At 71.5% G+C, this 20,972-nt stretch carries 19 protein-coding genes and 2 pseudogenes; 13 read left to right on the forward strand and 8 right to left on the reverse strand.

The window, feature by feature from the left end; genetic code table 11:
* Positions 1-89 precede the first annotated feature (89 nt).
* Positions 90-899 (reverse strand): SDR family oxidoreductase, encoded by an 810-nt coding sequence (locus J2X59_RS08875; protein ID WP_209682304.1) that lies wholly within the window; start codon positions 897-899, stop codon positions 90-92.
* Positions 900-970: 71 nt separating this feature from the next.
* Between J2X59_RS08875 and J2X59_RS08880 the strand changes: the two genes are divergently transcribed.
* Complete coding sequence (locus J2X59_RS08880; RefSeq protein ID WP_326496405.1) at positions 971-2,068, forward strand: acyltransferase family protein; 1,098 nt, start codon at positions 971-973, stop codon at positions 2,066-2,068.
* Positions 2,069-2,081: 13 nt separating this feature from the next.
* Here J2X59_RS08880 and J2X59_RS08885 read toward each other — a convergent pair.
* Together J2X59_RS08885 and J2X59_RS08890 are read right to left on the reverse strand one after the other, a co-directional pair.
* Positions 2,082-2,198: pseudogene (locus tag J2X59_RS08885) on the reverse strand (DivIVA domain-containing protein); the annotation flags it as partial.
* Between the two features lie 72 nt (positions 2,199-2,270).
* A pseudogene (locus J2X59_RS08890) lies at positions 2,271-2,684 on the reverse strand (DivIVA domain-containing protein); the annotation flags it as partial.
* On the opposite strand from J2X59_RS08890, the gene J2X59_RS08895 reads away from it, so the two are divergent.
* The 5 genes from J2X59_RS08895 (at position 2,634) to J2X59_RS08915 (ending at position 8,700) form a co-directional block, all read left to right on the forward strand.
* Positions 2,634-3,965 (forward strand): bifunctional o-acetylhomoserine/o-acetylserine sulfhydrylase, encoded by a 1,332-nt coding sequence (locus tag J2X59_RS08895; RefSeq protein WP_066654715.1) that lies wholly within the window; start codon positions 2,634-2,636, stop codon positions 3,963-3,965. The pseudogene J2X59_RS08890 and the gene J2X59_RS08895 sit on opposite strands and share 51 nt — an antisense overlap.
* A gap of 104 nt (positions 3,966-4,069) precedes the next feature.
* Positions 4,070-5,269: a homoserine O-acetyltransferase MetX gene (gene metX / locus J2X59_RS08900; protein ID WP_326496406.1), complete on the forward strand. Its 1,200-nt coding sequence runs from the start codon at positions 4,070-4,072 to the stop codon at positions 5,267-5,269.
* 186 nt (positions 5,270-5,455) lie between these two features.
* Positions 5,456-6,613 (forward strand): sensor histidine kinase, encoded by a 1,158-nt coding sequence (locus tag J2X59_RS08905; protein ID WP_066654721.1) that lies wholly within the window; start codon positions 5,456-5,458, stop codon positions 6,611-6,613.
* Positions 6,610-7,932, forward strand: a complete 1,323-nt coding sequence (locus J2X59_RS08910) for a hypothetical protein (RefSeq protein ID WP_066654722.1) — start codon at positions 6,610-6,612, stop codon at positions 7,930-7,932. The genes J2X59_RS08905 and J2X59_RS08910 overlap by 4 nt, the downstream gene beginning before the upstream one ends.
* 96 nt (positions 7,933-8,028) lie before the next feature.
* Positions 8,029-8,700: a response regulator transcription factor gene (locus J2X59_RS08915; protein ID WP_066654724.1), complete on the forward strand. Its 672-nt coding sequence runs from the start codon at positions 8,029-8,031 to the stop codon at positions 8,698-8,700.
* A gap of 80 nt (positions 8,701-8,780) precedes the next feature.
* Here J2X59_RS08915 and J2X59_RS08920 read toward each other — a convergent pair whose 3' ends face one another.
* Positions 8,781-10,046, reverse strand: a complete 1,266-nt coding sequence (locus tag J2X59_RS08920; RefSeq protein WP_326496407.1) for an MFS transporter — start codon at positions 10,044-10,046, stop codon at positions 8,781-8,783.
* A gap of 363 nt (positions 10,047-10,409) precedes the next feature.
* A complete protein-coding gene (locus tag J2X59_RS08925; protein WP_326496408.1) occupies positions 10,410-10,625 on the reverse strand; it encodes a hypothetical protein in 216 nt (71 codons plus the stop codon).
* Positions 10,626-10,723: 98 nt separating this feature from the next.
* Between J2X59_RS08925 and J2X59_RS08930 the strand changes: the two genes are divergently transcribed.
* The gene (locus J2X59_RS08930) at positions 10,724-10,903 is read left to right on the forward strand and encodes a hypothetical protein (protein ID WP_326496409.1); all 180 of its coding nucleotides are present in this window, start codon (positions 10,724-10,726) and stop codon (positions 10,901-10,903) included.
* A gap of 205 nt (positions 10,904-11,108) precedes the next feature.
* Positions 11,109-12,806, forward strand: coding sequence for a DUF6119 family protein (locus J2X59_RS08935; RefSeq protein WP_326496427.1), 1,698 nt, complete (start codon positions 11,109-11,111; stop codon positions 12,804-12,806).
* A gap of 41 nt (positions 12,807-12,847) precedes the next feature.
* Here J2X59_RS08935 and J2X59_RS08940 read toward each other — a convergent pair whose 3' ends face one another.
* Together J2X59_RS08940 and J2X59_RS08945 are read right to left on the reverse strand one after the other, a co-directional pair.
* Entirely contained in the window at positions 12,848-13,156 is a 309-nt protein-coding gene (locus J2X59_RS08940; protein WP_066654734.1) for a thiamine-binding protein, read from the reverse strand.
* Positions 13,153-14,433 (reverse strand): hypothetical protein, encoded by a 1,281-nt coding sequence (locus J2X59_RS08945; RefSeq protein WP_326496410.1) that lies wholly within the window; start codon positions 14,431-14,433, stop codon positions 13,153-13,155. Before J2X59_RS08945 ends, J2X59_RS08940 begins: the two co-directional genes overlap by 4 nt.
* A 61-nt stretch (positions 14,434-14,494) precedes the next feature.
* Here J2X59_RS08945 and J2X59_RS08950 point away from each other — a divergent pair, with 61 nt between their 5' ends.
* Positions 14,495-15,211, forward strand: a complete 717-nt coding sequence (locus tag J2X59_RS08950) for a YceI family protein (protein ID WP_326496411.1) — start codon at positions 14,495-14,497, stop codon at positions 15,209-15,211.
* 284 nt (positions 15,212-15,495) lie between these two features.
* Here J2X59_RS08950 and J2X59_RS08955 read toward each other — a convergent pair whose 3' ends face one another.
* Complete coding sequence (locus tag J2X59_RS08955; RefSeq protein ID WP_326496412.1) at positions 15,496-16,356, reverse strand: ADP-dependent NAD(P)H-hydrate dehydratase; 861 nt, start codon at positions 16,354-16,356, stop codon at positions 15,496-15,498.
* Between the two features lie 24 nt (positions 16,357-16,380).
* Between J2X59_RS08955 and J2X59_RS08960 the strand changes: the two genes are divergently transcribed.
* From J2X59_RS08960 to J2X59_RS08975, 4 genes are all read left to right on the forward strand, one after another.
* Positions 16,381-17,019, forward strand: a complete 639-nt coding sequence (locus tag J2X59_RS08960) for an HAD family hydrolase (protein ID WP_326496413.1) — start codon at positions 16,381-16,383, stop codon at positions 17,017-17,019.
* The gene (locus J2X59_RS08965) at positions 17,016-18,098 is read left to right on the forward strand and encodes an NADH:flavin oxidoreductase/NADH oxidase (RefSeq protein WP_326496414.1); all 1,083 of its coding nucleotides are present in this window, start codon (positions 17,016-17,018) and stop codon (positions 18,096-18,098) included. Before J2X59_RS08960 ends, J2X59_RS08965 begins: the two co-directional genes overlap by 4 nt.
* 237 nt (positions 18,099-18,335) lie before the next feature.
* Positions 18,336-19,724 (forward strand): hemolysin family protein, encoded by a 1,389-nt coding sequence (locus J2X59_RS08970; protein WP_066654758.1) that lies wholly within the window; start codon positions 18,336-18,338, stop codon positions 19,722-19,724.
* A gap of 23 nt (positions 19,725-19,747) precedes the next feature.
* A complete protein-coding gene (locus J2X59_RS08975) occupies positions 19,748-20,818 on the forward strand; it encodes a hemolysin family protein (RefSeq protein ID WP_066658342.1) in 1,071 nt (356 codons plus the stop codon).
* Positions 20,819-20,972 lie beyond the last annotated feature (154 nt).

Genomic DNA, 20,972 nt, shown 5'->3' on the forward strand with positions numbered 1-20,972 from the left:
CACGGTACCGGCAGGGAGCCACCCGCCGCGACCCGCGCCCGGACACCGCGCGCGCCGGGACCGGCGCACGGGCCCGGACGGGCCCGGTGTCAGCTCCGGGGCGTCAGCGGCCCGCGGGCGAGCTTGTGCTGTGCCGACTGCGCGACCGGTCGGACCGTCACCAGGTCGAGGTTGACGTGCGCCGGCAGCTCGACCGCGTGCACGACGGCCTCGGCGACGTCCTCGGCGACGAGCGGCCCCGGCACGTCGGTGTACACCGCCTCGGCCTTCTCGCGGTCGCCCCGGAAGCGCGTCAGGGCGAACTCGTCGGTCTTGACGAGCCCGGGCGCGATCTCGACCACGCGCAGCGGCTCGCCGTTCAGCTCGAGCCGCAGGGCGCCGACCAGGGCGTGCTCGGCGAACTTGGCGGCGTTGTACCCGCCGCCGTTCTCGTAGGCCACGTGCCCCGCGGTGCTCGTCACGGTCACGATGTCCGCGACCCCGGCCGTGGCCGCACGGCGGCGGAGCTGCGGCAGCAGGGCGGCGGTGACCCGCTTCGTGCCGATGACGTTCACCTCGAACATGGCGCGCCAGTCCTCCACGTCGGACTCCTCGACGCTCGCCGACCCGAGTGCTCCGCCGGCGTTGTTCACGAGCACGTCCGCGCCGCCGGCCTCGTCCACCCGGGCGGCGAGCGCCGCGACGGCGTCGGCGTCGGTGACGTCCGCGACCAGGAACGACGCCCCGGTCTCCGCGGCGAGCGCCTCGAGCCGGTCCTGACGACGGGCGACGGCGAGCACCTGCCAGCCGCGCTCGCGGAACAGCCGGACGGTGGCGGCACCGATGCCGGAGCTCGCCCCCGTGACGACGGCGAGCCGCTCGGTGGTGTCGGGTCGACCGGTGTCGGGACGTGCTGCCATGGCTTCCTCCAGTGGGTGTCGGCACCACCGTACCGACCCGTCGAGGTCACGATCCGGTAACGTGACCGGCCATGACGACGGACGCCGCTCCCCCCGCGCCCTCGGCTCCGGCGACGCCGCTCGAGCCGGGCCGGTCGCCGCGACGCATCCCGATGTGGGACACGGCTCGGTTCGTCGCCGTCACGCTCGTCGTGATCGGTCACGCGATCCAGCGGCAGACGGCCGGCAGCGAGCACGCCCTCGCGCTCTACACCTTCATCTACGCGTTCCACATGCCCGCGTTCGGCGTCATCAGCGGGTACTTCTCGTCGGCCGCGACCCCGACCGCAGAGCGGATGCGGCGGACCTTCACGGACATCGTGGTGCCGTACATCGTCATGCAGACGATCTGGACGGTGGTGCAGGCGATCGTCGAGGGCGGCAAGGAGTTCAACCCGACGAAGCCGACCTGGACGCTGTGGTTCCTGCTCGCGCTGGGGATCTTCCGGCTGATCCTGCCCTACCTGGCGATCCTGCGGTGGCCGCTCGTCTGGGCCGTGGTGCTCAGTGTCGGCGTCGGGTACCTCGACAACGTCGACTCGACGTTCTCCCTGGGACGCGCGATCAGCCTGCTGCCGTTCTTCCTGCTCGGGTGGCAGGTCAAGCAGTGGGGGGTGTTCGACCGTTGGTACGAGGCCCCCCGCCGGGTCGTGGTCCGTCTCCGCGCGGCCGCGATCGTCGTCTTCGCGGTGTGGGCGGCCGCGTGCGTGCTGTTCATCCCGCAGTTCAAGGGCTTCGACCTGCACCACTGGTTCTTCTACGACGACTCGTACTCCGGGCTCGGCGAGGACGCCTGGTGGGCCGGCGGTGTCCGCCTCGGCCTGGTGCTGCTCGCCACCGTGCTGACGGCGTCGTTCCTGCTGCTCGTGCCCCGCAGGACGGTCTGGCTCACCCGGTTCGGCGCCGCGACCATGTACGTCTACCTGCTGCACACGTTCGTGCTCTACCCGATCCGCGAGTCCGGCGTCCTGGCCGGGGAGCACTCGGCGTGGCCGTACGTGCTGCTCATGGTCGCCGTGGCGTGCGCGGTGAGCCTGTTCCTCGCGCAACCGTTCGTGCGGCGCGGCATGCGCTGGCTGCTCGAGCCGAACGTCGACTGGCTGTTCCGCCGGGAGCCCGTCGAGCGCTGACCGCTCAGCGGGCGAGTGCCCGGAGCGCGACCACGACCTCGACGAGGAAGTCGTCGACCTCGTCGCAGTCGTACCCGGACTTCATCCGGGTCCGACGGAAGCGCGACGACGCGACGTCCTCCGGGGTCACCGTCCGTGCGCCGGCCAGCCGTCCCGTCGCCGGACGGCCTCCCTGCTCGGCGGCGGCGAACGTCGCCTGCACCCGGTCGAGCAGGTCGTCCACGTCGTCCTGCGAGTACCCGTTCCGGAACACCGTCGGCTGGAACTTCTTGTCCGCCACGTCCTGAGCGCGCACGACGCCCCCCTCTCGTCCCGTCCGATCCTGCCAGTCCAGGACCGACGCGTCCGGCCGGGAGGCACGGCGCACCGCACCGCACCGCTGCCGTCCCTCGGCTGGTCGCGTCGACTCCACGGACGCGCGCCGCGCACGCGCGTTACGTCGCGAGGCGGCCCCGCTGGTGCCCGCCCCGCCACCTGCGTAGCGTGACGGACGTCGCGACGACGCCCCGGGCCTCCCGGCCGTCCGCGGCGACGCGATGACGGACCGAACCCGACAGGAGCCCCGATGAGCACGAACGACGCAGCCGCCTGGCGGTTCGAGACGACGCAGGTCCACGCCGGCGCGCAGCCGGACCCGACCACCGGCGCACGGGCCACGCCGATCTACAGGACGACGTCGTACGTGTTCGAGAACTCGGACCACGCCCGCGACCTGTTCGCGCTGGCGCAGCCGGGCAACATCTACTCGCGGATCATGAACCCGACGAACGACGTCGTCGAGCAGCGCATCGCCGCGCTCGAGGGCGGCACGGGCGCGCTGCTGGTGTCGAGCGGTCAGGCGGCCGAGACGTACGCCGTGCTGAACATCGCGGGGGCCGGTGACCACATCGTCTCGTCGTCCTCGATCTACGGCGGCACGTACAACCTGTTCAAGTACACGCTCGCGAAGCTCGGCATCGAGACGACGTTCGTCGAGGACCAGGACGACCTCGAGGAGTGGCGTCGCGCCGTCCGCCCCAACACGAAGCTCTTCTTCGCCGAGACGATCGGCAACCCGCGGATCAACGTGCTCGACATCGCGGGCGTCAGCAGCGTCGCGCACGAGTCCGGCCTGCCGCTCATCGTCGACAACACGATCGCGACGCCGTTCCTCATCCGGCCGTTCGAGCACGGTGCCGACATCGTGGTGCACTCGGCGACGAAGTTCCTCGGCGGCCACGGCACCGTCATCGGCGGCGTGATCGTCGACGGCGGACGGTTCGCCTGGTCGGAGCACGCCGACCGCTTCCCGGAGTTCAACTCCCCCGACCCCTCGTACCACGGCGCGGTGTTCGCGCAGGCGGTCGGCAACGAGCTCGCCTACGTCGTGAAGGCCCGGGTGCAGCTGCTCCGCGACCTCGGCGCGTCGAACTCGGCGGACACGGCGTTCGCGCTGCTCCAGGGCATCGAGACGCTGTCGCTGCGCATGGAGCGGCACGTGGCGAACGCCCAGGAGATCGCGGAGTGGCTCGACCGGCACCCGGAGGTGGCCTCCGTGTCGTACGCCGGGCTGCCGACGTCGCCCTGGTACGCGGCGGCGAACCGGTACGCGCCGCGCGGTGTCGGTGCCGTGCTGTCGTTCGAGCTCAAGGGCGGGGTGCCGGCCGGCAAGGCGTTCGTCGACGAGCTGCGGCTGTTCTCGCACCTGGCGAACATCGGCGACGTGCGCTCCCTCGTCATCCACCCGGCGTCGACGACGCACTCGCAGCTCACGCCCGAGCAGCAGCTGACCACCGGGGTCACCCCGGGCCTGGTGCGGCTCTCGGTCGGCATCGAGAACGTCGAGGACCTCCGTGCTGACCTCGAGGCGGGGCTCGCGGCGGCGCGGGCCGTCTCGCAGGAGGGCCAGCGGGCGTAGCGCCCCGGCCCGGCCCGTCCCGCTCGCGGAGCACGCGCCGGTGACGCGCCGGGCGTGACGTAACACGGCGGAGGTGGGGCGTGCCTCCCGGCAGACTGGACACGATGGACTGGCAGACGATCCCCGAGGACTCGGTCCCGTCCACCCTCGTGCCCGGGACCGAGCTCGGGACGCTCGGCAAGCCGCCCGTGACCGGCGCCTGGCGCCCGGGCGACCACCCCGGCTCCCGGCGGTTCGCCGCGCTCGGCGAGCAGTGGGTGCGCGGCGGACGGATCCCGTCGGTGCGGGTGGCCTACGAGACGTGGGGCGAGCTGGACGCCGCGCGCAGCAACGCGGTGCTGCTCCTGCACGCCATGACCGGCGACTCGCACGTCACCGGTCCGGCCGGACCCGGGCACCGCACGGCGGGCTGGTGGGGCGACGTCGTCGGACCGGGCCTGGCGATCGACACCGACCGGTGGTTCGTCGTCGCCCCGAACATGCTGGGCGGGTGCCAGGGAACGACCGGCCCGTCCTCGGTGGCGCCGGACGGCGTCGAGTGGGGGTCGCGCTTCCCGTTCGTGACCGTGCGCGACCAGGTCGCGGTCCAGGTGCAGCTCGCCGACGCGCTCGGCATCGACGTCTTCGCCGTCGTCGTCGGCGGCTCGATGGGCGGCATGCACGCGCTCGAGCTCGCGGTGGCGCACCCCTCCCGGGTCGCCCGACTCGCGGTCCTGGCGTCGACCGCCCAGACCACGGCGGACCAGATCGCCGCGAACTCGCTGCAACGTGCCGCGATCCAGACCGACCCCGCGTACGCCGGCGGTGACTACTACGAGGCGGCGGCCGGCGAGGGACCGCACCGCGGGCTGTCGCTCGCGCGGCGGATGGCGCTGATGACCTACCGCGCGCCGGACGAGCTGAACGGGCGGTTCGCGCGGTCGTGGCAGAGCGACGTCTCCCCGCTCGGCGACGACGGTCGGTTCTCGGTCGAGAGCTACCTCGACTTCCACGGCAACCGGTTCACCCGGCGGTTCGACGCCTCGTCGTACGTCGCGCTCACGCACGCGATGGACTCGCACGACGTCGGGGCCGGGCGCGGCGGGGTGACGGCGGCGCTCGCGGCGGTGACCGCCAGGACGCTGGTCGTCGGGGTGTCGAGCGACCGCCTGTTCCCGCTCGAGGACCAGCACCGGATCGCGGCGGGGATCCCCGAGACGCTGGACGGGGACCGAGCCGCGGTGCTCGACAGCGAGTTCGGACACGACGGCTTCCTCATCGAGCACGAGGCGGTCGGGGCGCACCTGCGACGGCTGCTCGACTGAACGGCCCGGTACGGGCGCGGCACGGGCGCGGCGCGCCCGGCGCACCCGCGGACCGATCTGTCCACGTCCGCGTGCCGAACACCCCACAACGGGTGGGCCGCGTGGAATGATGGCGACGGGTACCCCGCCCGCGAGGTCCGGCGAACCACCGGACCCGACCGAACCGACGTCACCACCAGGACACCGATGGACTTCATCGCACAGGAACGCGACCGCTTGCTGCGGTCGACGACCCGTGTCGTCGGCATCACCTGCGCCCTGGTCTCCGTCGTCGGCATCGTCAGCTCGCTCGCGGTCCCCCTGGTCCCCCTGCTCGGCGCACTCGCCTGCATCGCGGTGCTCATCGCGGCGCTGCTCGTCTTCGGCACGAACGGGTCGGTGTGGTGGACCGCCCTCGCACTCGCCTCGGGCCTCGGTGCCCTCGCGCTCCTGTTGCTCGGTGCCGACCCCGACGTGCGGTCCGTCGTCGCCAGCGCCGTCGTGCCGCTGGCGGCCGGGTCGTTGTCCGCCCCGCTGATGGCGCAGCGTGGCGCGCCGGTCGGGCTCGCGATGACGATCGTCGCCGGTGTCGCGGCCGTCGGCGCCGTCGTCTGGGCCTCGGGCGGCCCGCTCTCCGGCCCGACCGCCGGTGTGGTGCTCGGCTGGGTGCTCGTCGCCGTGGTCTCGGTGTGGATCGCGCGCAGCATCCCCCGCGTCGCCCGGCGCATCCAGAGCATCGGCACGGCGCACCGTGCGGAACGGCAGGCGAGCGAGACCGAGGCGCAGCGACGCCAGGGCGCCCGACTGCTGCACGACACCGTGCTCGCGACCCTCACCCTCCTGGCCCACTCCGGGGTCGGCGTGTCCGAGCAGGCGATGCGCGAGCAGGCCGCCGAGGACGCCAGGCTCCTCCGTCATCTGCGGCTCGGCGCGACCCCGCAGCCCCAGCAGTCCGGCGACTACTCGCTCACCCGCGTCGAGGAGTCGCCGCTCGGCCAGACCCTCGAGTCCGTCAAGCAGCGCTTCGGCCGGATGGGGCTCGAGGTCAGCTGGCACGGCACCGGTCAGGTCCTGCTGCCGTCGAACGTGCTCGACGCGTTCCTGCTGGCCCTCGGCGAGTGCCTCGAGAACGTCCGGCGCCACGCCGGCGTCGGCGAGGCGCACGTCACGATCGTCCACGACCAGGAGACCGTCCGCGCGATGGTGACCGACGCCGGTGTCGGCTTCGACCTCGACGCGGTGAGCGCGGAGCGCCTCGGCTACAAGGAGAGCGTCGTCAACCGCCTCCGCGAGGTCGGTGGCGACGCCAAGCTCTTCTCCGCCCCGGGATCGGGCACCACCGTCGTCCTGGAGGCTCCCCGATGACCCGCGTCCCCGAGGACACCATCAACCGTGGGCTCCCGGGCGAGACCGTGCAGCCGGCACCACGGACCCGACGCGAAGCGCGCGAGCGCTACCGGGGCAGCGAGCGACGGCAGGCCCGCGGGCTCCCCTCGACCTCGACCGGTGCCCGTTCGCTCCGGCAGGCCGCCAAGCCCGGTGCGTCGCTCGGAGCCGGCTACCTCGGCCTCGGCGCCGCGGTCCTCACCGCGATCGAGGCCGTCGCCGGCATCGTCTTCTTCCTGGTCCGGCTGCCGGACTACGCGAACCCGTGGCTGCCCGCCGGCGCCTGGGCGCTGTACCTGGTCGCGGCGATCGGCGTCGGCCTCAGCCTGATGACCTACGGCGAGCGGCTCACCGGCACCGCGTTCGCGCTGATCTGCGCCGTCCTGGCGTGCGTCGTGACACTCGACTTCGTCGGGATCCTCCCCGAGCACGACATCGCGCACACCGCCAGCGCCTCGGTCGCCGCCGGCTTCGCCCTGCTCCCGGTGGCGACGCTCCGGCCCGCGCGCGAGGTCGCCGCCGCCATCGCGGTGCTCGGTCTCGGGTTCGCCGTGATGGCGGCCGTGTCGACGCCGATCACCCCGGCGACCCTGCCGGGCATCGTCTCGCTGCTGGCGCTCGTGGTGGTCCCGCCGTCGATCGCACTGTTCGTGGTGCACCGCTTCCGCCAGCTCGTGCAGCGCGAGCTGGACCGGGTGCTCGTGCAGAGCAACGTCCAGGCGCCGCAGTTCGCCGTCGGGATGCTCGCGTCGGACGAGCTCGCCCGGCTCGACCTGGCCGCCGAGAAGCTCCTCGACGCCGTCGCGAACGGCTCGGACCCGCTGCCGCTCTCGGACGCCTCGGCCTCCGTCGCCGCGTCGCTGGCGACGGAGCTGCGCCTGCACCTCATCGAGGGACGCCGCGAGACGTGGCTGTACCACGCGATCACGGAGTCCGACCACCTCGGGCGCGCCGTCAGCGTGGCCGACCCGCAGTCCCTCGCCGGGCACCTCGGGCCCGCCCAGCGGGACGGCCTGCTGCAGGCGCTGTGGCAGATGGTCGGCGACGGTCGCCCCGCACAGCCGGGTGCCCCCGTCGTCTCGGTCACGCTCGGTCCGATCGGCTCCGACGGGCACCCGGTGTCCGACGAGCGCATGGACGTCCCGATCGTGTTCGAGTCACGCGGGACCCCGCGTCGACGCCTCGGTCCGACCGCGTGGAGCGCCCTGCAGCGCATCGGCCCGTACACCGAGTCGTTCCGCGACGGCGTGCTCCGCGTCGTCTCGCACTGCGTCGTCGACCGACACCCGTCGATGTAGACGGGCGCGAACTGCCGGACACCCGGCCGACATCCCCAGCCCGGACGGTCCCGACACCTAGGATCGGCGTGCACCGCCTTCGAGAAAGGACGCCTGATGGCGACTCCAGAGCAACCGATCCGACTCGCACTGGTCGACGACCACCGGATGCTGCTCGGCGCGCTCACGGAGTGGATCCGCAGCGCCGCCGACGACATCACGCTCGTCGCCGCCGTCACGACCTGGCCGGAGCTCCTGACGAGCCCGGCGTTCCCGGTCGACGTGGTGCTGCTCGACCTCGACCTCAAGGACTCGATCCCGGTCTCGCTGAAGATCTCGACGCTCAAGACCGCCGGCGTGAAGACCGTCGTGATGAGCACGTACTCGGAGCCGAACGTCGTCCGCGAGGCCCTCGGCTCCGGCGCCCTCGGCTACCTCGTGAAGAGCGAGGACGCCGACATGATCGTCGAGGCGATCCGTGCCGCGCAGCGCGGCGAGCAGTACGTCTCCGCCGAGCTCGACCTGGCGATCAACAGCGGCGACGTCGGCGGCGTGCCGAAGCTCAGCGCGCAGGAGCGCCGCGTGATGGCGCTGTACGGCGGTGGCGAGCCCGTCAAGAGCGTCGCCTACCAGCTCGGCATCTCCGAGGAGACCGCGAAGAGCTACCTCAAGCGCATCCGCGAGAAGTACCGCGTCGCGGGCTTCGACGTCGGCACGAAGGTCGCGCTGCGGAAGCGCGCGATCACCGACGGCATCATCGTGCAGGACGGCAGCCCGGTCGGGCTGTAGTCGCTCCACACGACGGACGGGAGGCCCGTGGCGACACCGCCACGGGCCTCCCGTCCGTCGTGTGGGTGCGTCGGCTCCGGTCAGACCGTCGGCACCGGCGCGGTGATCGGCCCGGTCGACGGCGACGACGACCGCAGGGCGGAGCGGCGGTCCGTCCGCCGTTCGACGCCGTAGCTGACCATCGTCACGAGCAGACCGAGCAGCGCGAGGACGATACCGAGCCACGCAGGGGCCAGGAACCCGAACCCGGCTGCGATGACCGCGCCACCGAGCGCCGCGCCGAGCGAGTTGCCGATGTTGAACGCCGAGTGGTTCAGCGCGGCCGCGATGGTCCGCGCGTCGCCGGCGACGTCCATCAGGCGAGACTGCACCGCCGGCGGGATCGCCGACGAGGTCGCTCCGAGCAGGAACGCGCCGAGGAACACCCCCCAGACCCACTGGGCGGTGAAGACGGTCACGAGCAGGGCGCCGATCAGCGCGAGCATCCCGACGTAGATCGTCCGCTTGACGCTGTGGTCCGCCAGGTGCCCACCGAGGACCCCGCCGACGACCATGCCGAGGCCGACCACGACGAGCACGAGCGGCACCGCGGACTCGGGCAGTCCGGTGACGTTCTGCACGAGCGGCGAGATGTACGAGTAGACGGCGAAGAACCCGCCGAAGCCCACCGCACCGAGCCCCATCACGATCCAGAGCTGCGGCGACCGGAAGGCCCGGAGCTCCCGTCCGACGGTCGCGTGCTCGTCGGCGGCGCTCCGCGGGACGAAGGCCGCGACGGCGAGGAACGTGAGGGCGAAGAGCAGCGAGACGACGCCGTACGCGATGCGCCAGCCGGCGTTCTGCCCGATCCAGGTGATGGCGGGCACGCCGACGACGTTGGCGATCGACAGGCCGAGCATCACCATCGCGATGCCCTTGCCGCGCTTGCCCGGCCCCATGATCTCGCCCGCGACGATCGACGCGATGCCGAAGTACGCACCGTGCGGCAGACCGGCGACGAAGCGTGCGACGAGCACGAGCCCGAAGTTCGGCAGGACCGCACTCGCGACCGTGGCGACCACGAAGCCGACGAGGAGCACGAGGATCAGGCCCTTGCGCGGGAACGTGGCGGAGATCGCCGCGATCGTCGGCGCACCCACCACGACCCCCAGCGCGTAGGCGCTGACGAGCCAGCCGGCGTGCGCGACCCCGGCGGCGGGGTCGGCCGCGTACTGCGCGGGGAGCAGGGCTTCGGCGATGTTCGGCAGCAGGCCCATCGCGACGAACTCGGTCGACCCGATGGCGAAGCCACCGAGGGCGAGGGCGATGAGGGCGAACGCGCGCTGCGTCGGCGTGGTGAGCGTCATGCGACCTGTCTGGATCGGGGGGGGGGGGAACGGGGGCGGGAGGACGGAGCCGGATCCCGGCTCGCTCGCCGGGACATCGACCGGATCGCCACGCCGCACGGCATGCACACGGTCTCGTTCCCGCCGGCACGCGCACGACGGCGGTACGGCGGTCAGACGGCGACGGGGTCGGTCCGTGTTCGGCGCCGAACGGTCCGAGCGCACGTGCAGCGACCCGGTCCCAGCAGTGTAGACCGCTCCAAACAGCCGACGGAAGACGACGGGCCGAATCGATTCGACGTCAGCCGGACACGCCACCGCGGAGCAAGACCGGCTCCCGCCGGAGGAGCCAGCGCGACAGGCGCCGTCGCTGCTCGACGGACCTCAGGCCGCGCGGCGCTCCTCGCGCGCCCCGGCCGATGCCAGCTCGGGCAGCTCGTCGCGGTGCACCCACCCGGACCCGCACTCGGTGCAGCTCGCCCAGGCGTCGCCGCTCTGCTCGTCACCGTCGATGACGACCGTCTGCAGGTCGCAGTCGGGGCACCAGCCGTCGTGCATCATCACGCGCTCCTCGTCGTCGTCCGGGTCGTCCCGAGCCACCGGTGCGGCTCGATGAAGACCATGAGACACCCGACCACCGACACCGCGGGGAGGCGATCGGCGTGTCCTGCACCTCCCAGCTGGCGTAGCATCGGGGCATGGGGTGGTGGATCGTGACCGGTGTCGTCCTGCTCGTCGCGGTGGGGCTGTGGCTGTGGTTGCACCACCTGACGGACCTCGGCGCACGCTCGCGGCAGTACGACGGCAGTGACCCCGAGATCGCCGAGGCGCTCCGTCAGGCCGAGCGCGACAGCAACACCGACCGCATGTACTTCTGACGACGTCCGGATCTCCGGGGGATCGCCACCCCAGACCCTTGAGCCCAGTTGACATCAGCCGCGCCCGCCGACCGGGTCGGAATCTCGCCATGGCGACGATCCCTCCGACGAATCGTTCCCTTGCGTTCCTTTGACGCGTCCTGGACCGCTCATCCGGCTAGAGTGCTCGAAAGCGAGCGTGTGGAGGCTAGAGGCAGTGAGTCATGTGCGAAGTCATCCACTCACAGCTGTCCTAACGAAGCCGGGAGTGAGTCTTGAGCAGGCGGTGGCCCTGGGCGAATTCTCACCGAATCGACGGTCTCCCATCGCATCAGCAGAATTGACGGTCCACGTTCATCATCGGCACGACACAGCTCCATGGTGGGAGTCCTATCTCGAGTTGAGTCGGGTCAAGCGTCATCATTTGAGGCAGCAGGGGGCCGTGGCGATCGTCTGCGTCTCGCCTCATGGAACGGCAAAACGAGAGCGGCAGTTCGTCATATTCGTCTTCGGGAGCGCCGCTCGCCTTCTATCTCCTTCGGTACTCGAGTCGCGCTTCGGTTTGCTCCTTGCTGCTCAGCACGCTGAGGCTGCCGGCCTGTCCGCTGTTGACACCTTTGACCCGACTGAGCTGCGGCGACAGCGGTCGCTGCTGGGCGCCCCGACGAGCATCGAACACCTTGATCCGGACGTTCGGGAACGTGGCGTGAAGAGCATCACGACGATTGTTCGAGAAGGGTTTCCGGGCGCGCCAACGAAGGTTACAGGTGCGGCAACGATTCGTTTCAACACGAAAAGCAGGCGGGACGACCTAGCGTCGTTGGCGCACGAACTTTACGCCGCCTGGCGCAGCAGAGGCATCCCTGCCGTCTCCCTCGGCGGTATTGAACCGATCAGCGATGACGACTTGGTCAATGCAGCAGACTTTGCATTGGCGGGATCCTTTGCGCAGCCAGGCGGCATCAAATTGAGTTACCCTGGCCTCGATGATGCATCTCAAATATCGCTGAAGTACGACGGGGAACTCGTTGACGAAGAGACGCCGGGTCCTCGATGGCTAGGCCTTCTGCAAAAGATTGGGTCGCTGCCTCGAACGGGAGCTTCATCGTCCGTCGCCGCTGAGTTGCAGAATGCCTCCATTCTGGCCGAGAAGGACGATGGGACAAGCGCGCGTATTCCTCTCATTCGGTGCCTGAGCGCCGAGGTGACAGTGGCCGACAAACGTTTCGTTTTGTTCGAAGGTTCATGGTTCCGAGTTGAAAGGCGCTATCTGGACCAAGTGAGAGACGAGATCAAGGACCGAGCAGGCCGAAGCGATCGCTACGAGCCGCGGCAGCTCGAGGACCACCACGAAGTCGACTACAACTTCCGGATAGCCGAAGTGCTGAATGGTATCGCCGTGGACCGAACGTCTATCGGAGGAGGACTCGGCGGTAAGATTGAGCCGAGCGATGTCGTCTGGGTCGACAAAGGTGAAGTCGTTCTCACCTGCGTGAAGATAGGCCTGGAAGCACCCGCAATGAGCCACCTCTTCTACCAAGGCCAGAATGCGATCACTGCGATCCTTCGTGACGCACGAGCGCGTGATAACTTCCTTGAAGTGATCGGGAAGCAGAGCAAGCTCCCTGACAGAGGTCTTCCGGATGTGGGACCGAGAGCCTCGTTCACTCGTTCAAACGTACTGACCAGGACCGAGCGGCTCCGGCGGCGTCGCGCCGCTGAGCGACTTCGACGTCTGATTCCCACCGCCCTGGAAAACCGCCTAGTCAGAGTTGAATTTGTGATCATCAGCGGCCACCCCGCGGACGAAGCGGCAAATCTCGACGTGATCCCGCTCTTCTCGCGCCTCTCATTGGCCCGGACGTCGAGAGCTTTTCGTTCGTTGGGCGTACCAATGTCGGTTCATGTGGTGGCCGACCGCTGAAGGCTGTCAAGCTGAGACGATGCTGGCGTCCAAAAGCCGGCTCAGTCGCCGAGCGCCGCCTCGAGCCGCTCGAGCTTGCCGTCGATCTCCCCCGTGTGCCCGGGGCGGACGTCGGCCTTGAGCACGAGGGACACCCGGGTGCCGTACGCACCGACGGCCTCGGTGGCGCGCTTGACGACGTCCATGACCTCGTCCCACTCCCCCTCGACCTCGGTGAACATCGACGAGGTGCGGTTCGGCAGACCGGACTCGCGGACGACGCGCACCGCTGCGGCGACCGCGTCGTGCACGGACCCGTCCGACGATGCCGAGGGACCACCGGACGGAGCAACGGAGAACGCGACGATCATGCGTCCATCCTGCCCCGGTCCACTCCCCCGCGCACCGGCGGCTCGGACACCCGCACCGACGAACGCTCCGGCGAGCGCCGCGCGAGCCGCACCAGCACGACCACCGCCCACACCAGCACGGCGACCTCGAGGACGTTCCGCACGGTGAGCACGAACACCATCCAGGTGTGCACCGCGAGGAGCTCGTCGTAGAACCCCGGGTAGATCACCTGCGTCAGCAGCGCCAGGGGCAGCACCCCGATCGCGACCGGCAGGAAGCGCCGCGCGCTCGGGTACCCGGCGACGAGCCCCCAGACGACGGGCACGGCGTACCACCCGACGTACTGCGGCGACCCGACCTTGTTCACCGCGATCAGCACCGCGACGAACAGCAGCGCGAGGACCGGTGCCACCTCGGTGCGACGGGCACCCCGCCGGACCGCGAGCAGCGCGAGGACCACGCCGCCGATGACGAGCACGGCCATCAGCGGCGTCGACAGCGCGGCCGCTGCGTGGGTGCCCGCTCCGGACACCTCGAACGTCAGGATCTCGCGGTCGTAGTAGACGGCCGCTCCGGGGACCCCGAGCGCTGCCGCCCACATGAAGGGTGTCGCGAGCGGCGCCTCGATCTGCAGCGCCCGGTCGCTCTGCTCGGTCACGAAGGACAGCAGGTACGGCGCTCCGCCGTAGAGCACGTCGACGAGCACGATCAGCCCGGTCACGACGAGTGCCCCGGTCACGACGGCGCTCCGGTGTCCCCGACGCAGCAGCACCAGCACGCCCACCAACGCAGCCGGCCACACCTTCGTCCAGGCCGCTGCGGTGAAGAGCGCCGACGCGACCAAAGGACGGGTCACGACGAAGGCGACGCCGACGAGGGCGATCGCGGTGGCCACGGTGTCGATCCGGCCGAGTGCGATGGGTCCGAGCGCGAGCAGGAACACGAGCCACCACCAGACGACCCGCACGCCGAACGCACGGAACCGCCAGAGGAAGGCACAGGCGACGGCGTCGAGCAGCACCATGAGCGCGAGCCAGCCGGTCGCGATCGCCGCGGTGCCGCCGAGGGCCGCAGCAGCCATCGGCACGAGCGCGAAGACCGGGTACACCCAGTCGGAGTCGACCCCGACCCACGAGTGGTCGATCCGCCCGACCTCGATCCACCGTCGGTAGGTGATGGTGACGTCACCCAGCGGCAGGTTCGGCGCGGTCGTGGCGAGCCACCAGAGCACAGCGTGCACCAGGACGACGACCACGGCGAGCGAGACGCCCTCGACCCACCGGAACCGCTGCTGCACCGTGCGAGCGTAGCGAACCGCTCCACAGGCTCTCCTGAGGAGGACGTGTCACCGTTCCCGGGTGAGCACCGACCCGCGCCAGCGCCCCACCAGCCGCAAGCCCCTCGTCTGGGCGGGGATCGTCCTGCTCGTCGCGGTGCTCGCCGTCGTCGGCGTCGCCGTCGGCACGAACGTGTACACGTCGAGCGAGAACGCGAAGGCGTCGGCGGCGCCCTCGGTCGCCGCGAGCCGCGCCCCGTCGACGCTCGACACGGCCGACCTGTCCGGCGACTGGACCGTGGGCGGCGACTCCGAGGCCGGGTACCGCGTGCACGAGGTCCTCAACGGCTCCGACGTCACCGTGACCGGGCGCACGGACAGCGTCACCGGTTCGGCGCGGGTCGACGGCACGACGATCACCGAGGCGACCGTCACGGTGCAGGTCGCCGACATCGCCACGGACTCCGCGCAGCGCGACTCGTACTTCCGCGACTCCGCCCTCGACGTCTCGGCCTTCCCGCAGGCGACCTTCACGCTCACCGGACCGATCACCGACGCCGTCCCGAGCGGCTCGGGCACGACCGAGGTCCGGGCCGACGGGGAGCTCACGCTGCACGGCGTGACGAAGCCGGTCCGCGCCGACCTGCAGATCGGGCTCGACGGCGACGGTGTCGCGGTGTCCGGCACGGTCCCGATCACCTTCTCGGACTTCGGCGTGCAGGCCCCCGACCTCGGCTTCGTGAAGGTCGACGACGCGGGCGCCGTCGAGTTCCTCGTGCACGCCACGCCCGCGTCCTGACGCGCCGGTCGGACGCGACCCCGCCCGGTCACGCGACCCCAGGTCCCGACGCGCCCCACCACCGGCCGGGAGGCACGGCGCCAGCCCGCCCCGCGCCTCCCGTCCGTCATCGGGTCACGTCGCCGAGACCGCACGCGTCGATCGACACGCGTCACGTCGGACCGTGCGCCCGCATCGGATGCGAACGCATCCTGCGACACCGCACGCGTCGATCGACGAGCGCGATGTCGCACGCCGGCCCGCCCAGCCCCGCGCCCGCGCCCGCGCCTGCCCGGCCGCGCGCGCTACCCCCGCGCGTCGCCGTCGACGACCAGGTCCCGGACCACGCCGCTCAGCTGCTCGATCAGTGCCGTCATCGTGAACGGACCACCCCGGGACGCCCGACGGGCGGCGATCCCGTGCACGACCGCGGCGGTCGCGGCCAGGTGCGCGAGGTCCGACGGGGACAGCGACGCACCGGACGCCTCCGCAGCGCCCTGCCGTGCGGCGACGAGCGCCCCGAGCACCCCGCCGAGCACGTCCCCCGCGCCGGCCGCCGCGAGCCACGGCGTGGCCGACGACGCCACGAGCCGGACCGACCCGTCCGGTGTCGCCACGTGCGTGTCCGAGCCCTTGAGGAGGACGACGCTGCCGGTCCGTTCCGCCGCACGCACCGCGGCCGTCGCCGGGTCACGCTCGACGGCCTCGCGTGAGGTCTCGAGCACCGGGGCCAGCTCCCCGGCGTGCGGCGTCAGCACCGCCAGCGGTCCGAGGTCGACCAGCGGGATCGCCCCGGCGTCGACGACCACCGGCACGCCGTCGTCCGAGGCGTGTCGGAACGCGTCGGCGGTGGACGGGTCGAGCTCGTCGAGCGCGTCCGCGGAGATCCCGGAGCCGACGAGCCACGCCTGTACGCGACCGACACCCGAGACGACCTCCGGACGGCGGGCGAGCACGTGGTCGGTGGCACGGTCCGGTCCGACGTAACGGACCATCCCGACGCCGGTGTGCACCGCTGCGTCGACGCCCATCACCGCCGCACCCGGGTACCGGTCGGAGCCGGTCGCGACACCGAGCACACCCCGGCGGTACTTGGTCGACTCGCCGTGCGGAGCGGTGGTCCAGGCAGCGGCGTCGGTCGGGGCGAAGGGGGCGAAGTCGTTCACGACCGCCACGTTACGGTGGAGCGCATGAGCCTGTTCCTGCCCGGTCGCGTGGTGGTCTTCGACTACGGCGAGGTGATCAGCCGGACACCGCACGGCACGTGGGACGCCCTCGTCGCGATGACCGGCGTGCCCGCGGACGAGCTGCTGCCGGTGTACCAGGAGCTGCGACACGACCTCGACCGGGGCGACCTCACGGTGCTCGAGTACTGGCGCGCGATCGCGGCGCGGACCGGCCGGCGGTGGAGCCTCACCGAGATCCACCGCTTCTGGGCGGTCGACTTCACCGGCTGGTTCGAGGTGGACCCCGAGGCGCTGGCGATCGTCGAGGAGCTGCACGCCGCCGGCACCCGGCTCGCCCTGCTGTCCAACGCCGGGCGCGACTTCGGCGACCCGTACCGCTGGTCCCCGATGGGGTCGGTGTTCGAGACGGTCGTGGTCAGTGCCGAGGAGCACGTCCTCAAGCCGGACGCGTCCGTCTACCGCACGACGTGCGAGCGCCTGGGAATCACGCCCGAGCAGATGGTGTTCGTCGACAACAGGGCCGAGAACGCCGCCGGTGCAGACGCGATCGGGGCGGTCGGCCACCACTTCACGTCGCCGGCCGGACTGCGGGCCTTCCTGCAGGACCTGGCGGCACGGACCGACGAAGGAGCACCCGCGTGACGCACGCCCTGTTCGAACCGATCACCATCCGCGACCTGACCGTCCGCAACCGGCTCTGGGTCTCCCCGATGTGCCAGTACTCGGTCGAGCAGCAGGACGGCGTCCCGACCCCGTGGCACCTCGTGCACCTCGGCGGGTTCGCCAAGGGCGGCGCGGGCGCCGTCGTCGTCGAGGCCGCCGGTGTCGTGCCCGAGGGTCGGATCAGCCCGCAGGACGTCGGCCTGTGGAACGACGAGCAGCGCGACGCCTTCCGGCCGATCGTCGAGTTCCTGCACGCGCAGGGCGCCGCCGCCGGCATCCAGCTCGCACACGCCGGGCGCAAGGCATCGACCCACCGCCCCTGGTCCGAGACCTCGGGCAGCGTGCCGGAGGGCGAGGGCGGCTGGGCGACGGTCGCTCCGTCGGCCGTGGCCTTCGACGGCTACGCGGTGCCGCGCGAGCTCGAGACCGAGGACATCCGCGTCGTGGCGCTCGCGTTCGCCGCGGCCGCCCGGCGAGCGGTCGAGGCCGGCTTCGACCTGGTCGAGCTGCACGCGGCGCACGGGTACCTCCTCCACCAGTTCCTCTCGCCGCTGAGCAACCACCGCACGGACGCCTACGGCGGCTCGCTCGAGAACCGCGCCCGCGCCCTGCTCGAGACGATCGACGCCGTCCGCGCCGAGGTCGGCGAGGGCTTCCCCGTGGTCGTCCGCTTCTCGGCCACCGACTGGGTCGACGGCGGACTCACGGTGGAGGACACCGTGCAGGTCGCCCGCTGGGCTGCCGAGCACGGCGCCGACCTGGCCGACGTCTCCACCGGCGGCAACGTCGCGAAGGCCCCGATCCCGGTCGGGCCCGGCTACCAGGTGCCCTTCGCGGAGACGGTCAAGCGCGAGGCCGGCATCGGCACCATCGCCGTCGGCATGATCTCCACCGCCTTCCAGGCCGAGCAGGTCGTCGCCACCGGCCAGGCCGACGTCGTCATGGTCGGCCGCGAGTTCCTCCGCGACCCTTCCTTCGCCCTGCGCGCCGCCGCCGAGCTCGGCGTGGCGATCGACTACGAGCCGCAGCAGTACCACCGCGCGCGCGTCACGGCCTAGGCCGGCGCACCCAGCGCACCGCGCGCCTCCCGACCGGTCACCGTCACCGGCCGGGGGCGCGCGGCGTGCGGGCCGGGAGGCGCGGCGCACTTCCTGTACGTCCTCTCGGCTCCGACGCTGCTCACCCGCTACCATGACTCTCACTGTGGACGATCCTCCGAATCCTGCTTCGCCTTCCCACTCATCCGGCGCTCACTCGGTGAGCAGCCCCGCTTCCCGTGCGTCGGGAGGTGGAGAATGAGTCCCCTCGACATCGTCATGCTGGTCGGCGGCATCCTGCTGACCCTCGGTACCGGTGTCTTCGTCGCCTCGGAGTTCGCGCTCGTGAACCTCGACCGCGCCGAGGTCGAGGCCCGGCGCGACCGCGGCGAGTCCGGCCTGGCGCCGGTGATCGCAGCGCTGAAGGTCACGTCGACGCACCTGTCGAGCGCGCAGCTCGGCATCACGCTGACGACCCTGCTGACCGGCTACCTGCTCGAACCGTCGATCGCGACGCTGCTCGAGGCGCCGTTCCTCGCGATGCAGCTGCCCGAGGCTCTCGTCGAGACCGTCGGCTCGATCGTGGCGCTCGTCATCGCGACGCTGCTGTCGATGATCCTCGGCGAGCTCGTGCCGAAGAACTTCGCGCTCGCGCTGCCGCTCCAGACCGCGCGGCTCGTCGTGCCGCTGCAGGTCGCCTTCACCACCGTGTTCAAGCCCGCGGTCGCCCTGCTCAACGGCACCGCGAACGCCGTCCTCCGGTCGATGGGCATCGAGCCCCAGGAGGAACTGTCCGGTGCCCGCAGCGCCGAGGAGCTCAGCTCGCTCCTCCGACGCTCGGCGTCGGAGGGCTCGCTCGAGCAGGACACCGCGACGCTGCTCCAGCGCACCATCGCGTTCTCCGAGCTCGACGCGAGCGACGTGATGACCCCCCGCCCGCGGCTGTCGACCATCCGGGTCTCGGAGTCGGCGGACGACGTCATCGCGCTCGCGCGCCGCACCGGCTTCAGCCGCTTCCCCGTGATCGAGGAGGACGCGGACGACGTCGTCGGCATCGTGCACGTGAAGCAGGCCGTCGCGGTCCCGCGCGAGAAGCGCCCCGAGGTGCCGGTCGGCGCCCTGATGACCGAGGCCGAGCGCGTCCCGGAGACCATGCCCGGCGACACCCTGCTCGCCGAGGTCCGGAGCCGCGGCTACCAGATGGTGATCGTCGTCGACGAGTACGGCGGCACCGCCGGTGTCGTCACGCTCGAGGACCTCGTCGAGGAGATCGTCGGCGAGGTGTCCGACGAGCACGACCGCGCACGCATCGACGTGGTGCGCTCCCGGAACTGGTTGACCTTCCCCGGACTCCTGCGTCCCGACGAGCTCGAGGACCGCGCCGGCGTGACGGTCCCCGAGGACGGTCCGTACGAGACCGTGGGCGGGTTCATCATGTCCTCCCTCGGACGCCTGCCCGCCGTCGGTGACGAGGTCGCGCTCGACGACGGCGTCTTCCGCGTCGAGCGGTTGGACGGTCGCCGTGTCGACCGCGTCCGCTGGACCCCGACGCACCCCGATCCCGTCCCGACCACCGGCAGCACCGCGACCGCGCAGCGCCCGGCCACCGGGATCATCATCCCCGCCACGAAGGAGGGCTCCCGATGAGCGCCGCGTCCGTCCACGACGGCATGGTCGTCCTCGCCGCCGGTGAGTCCGCGTCGAGCGGCTCCGACTGGTGGGGCATCTTCTGGCTCGTCGTCCTGCTGCTCGGCAACGCGTACTTCGTCGCCGCCGAGTTCGCCGTGATCTCCGCTCGCCGCTCGCAGATCGAGCCGCGCGCCGAGGCCGGGTCGAAGGCCGCCCAGACGACGCTCGCCGCGATGGAGCACGCCACGCGCATGCTCGCCACCACGCAGCTCGGCATCACGGTCTGCTCGCTCCTCATCCTCAACGTGTCCGAGCCGGCCATCCACCACCTGCTCGAGGTCCCGCTCGGACTGACCGGCTGGAGCGTCGAGGTGATCGGCACCGTGGCGTTCGTCTTCACGCTGCTGCTCGTGTCCTTCCTGCACGTCGTGTTCGGCGAGATGGTGCCGAAGAACATCTCGTTCTCGATGCCCGACCGGGCCGCACTGCTGCTCGTCCCGACGCTCTGGTACATCGGCCACGCCCTGCACTGGGTGATCGTCGGCCTGAACGAGACCGCGAACGCCGTGCTCCGTCTGTTCAAGGTCGAGCCGAAGGACGAGGCCGTCAGCGCGTTCACCGTGGAGGAGGTCCAGACGATCGTCGAGCAGTCCCGCCGCGAGGGCACCCTGACGGACGACGGCAAGCTCGCGATGGCGTTCGAGTTCACGGAGAAGAAGGTCAAGGACGTCGCGGTGCCGATGTCCGACCTGGTCACCCTCCCCGAGGACGCCACGCCCGAGGACGTCGAGCGCGCGGTCGCCCAGCGTGGCTTCTCGCGGTACGTGCTCGTCGGCGACGACGGCGACCCGACGGGCTACGTGCACGTCAAGGACGTCATCGACCTGCGTCCGGACGAGTTCGACGTGCCGGTGCCCCCGAAGCGGATCCGGCAGCTCATCTCCCTGTACACGGACATGGACCTCGAGGACGCCCTCGCGACCATGCGTGCGGCAGGCCGTCACGTGGCGCGGGCGTTCGACGCCGAGGGGCGCACGATCGGCGTGCTGTTCCTCGAGGACATCCTCGAGGAACTGGTGGGCACCGTCGAGGACGCGACCCGGCGGCGCTGACCGCACCGGACGACGGACGGGAGGCGGGGGGGCCGCCGGGCCCCCCCCCCCCCCCCCGGGGGGGGGGGGGGGGGCGCCCGCCCCCCCCCCCCCCCCAAAAAAACCCGCCCGCGGGGGGGGTGCCCACCCCCCCCCCCCCCCGGCACCCCACCCC

Origin of the sequence: Curtobacterium sp. 260 (assembly GCF_030803485.1) — a bacterium.
Taxonomy (GTDB): domain Bacteria; phylum Actinomycetota; class Actinomycetes; order Actinomycetales; family Microbacteriaceae; genus Curtobacterium.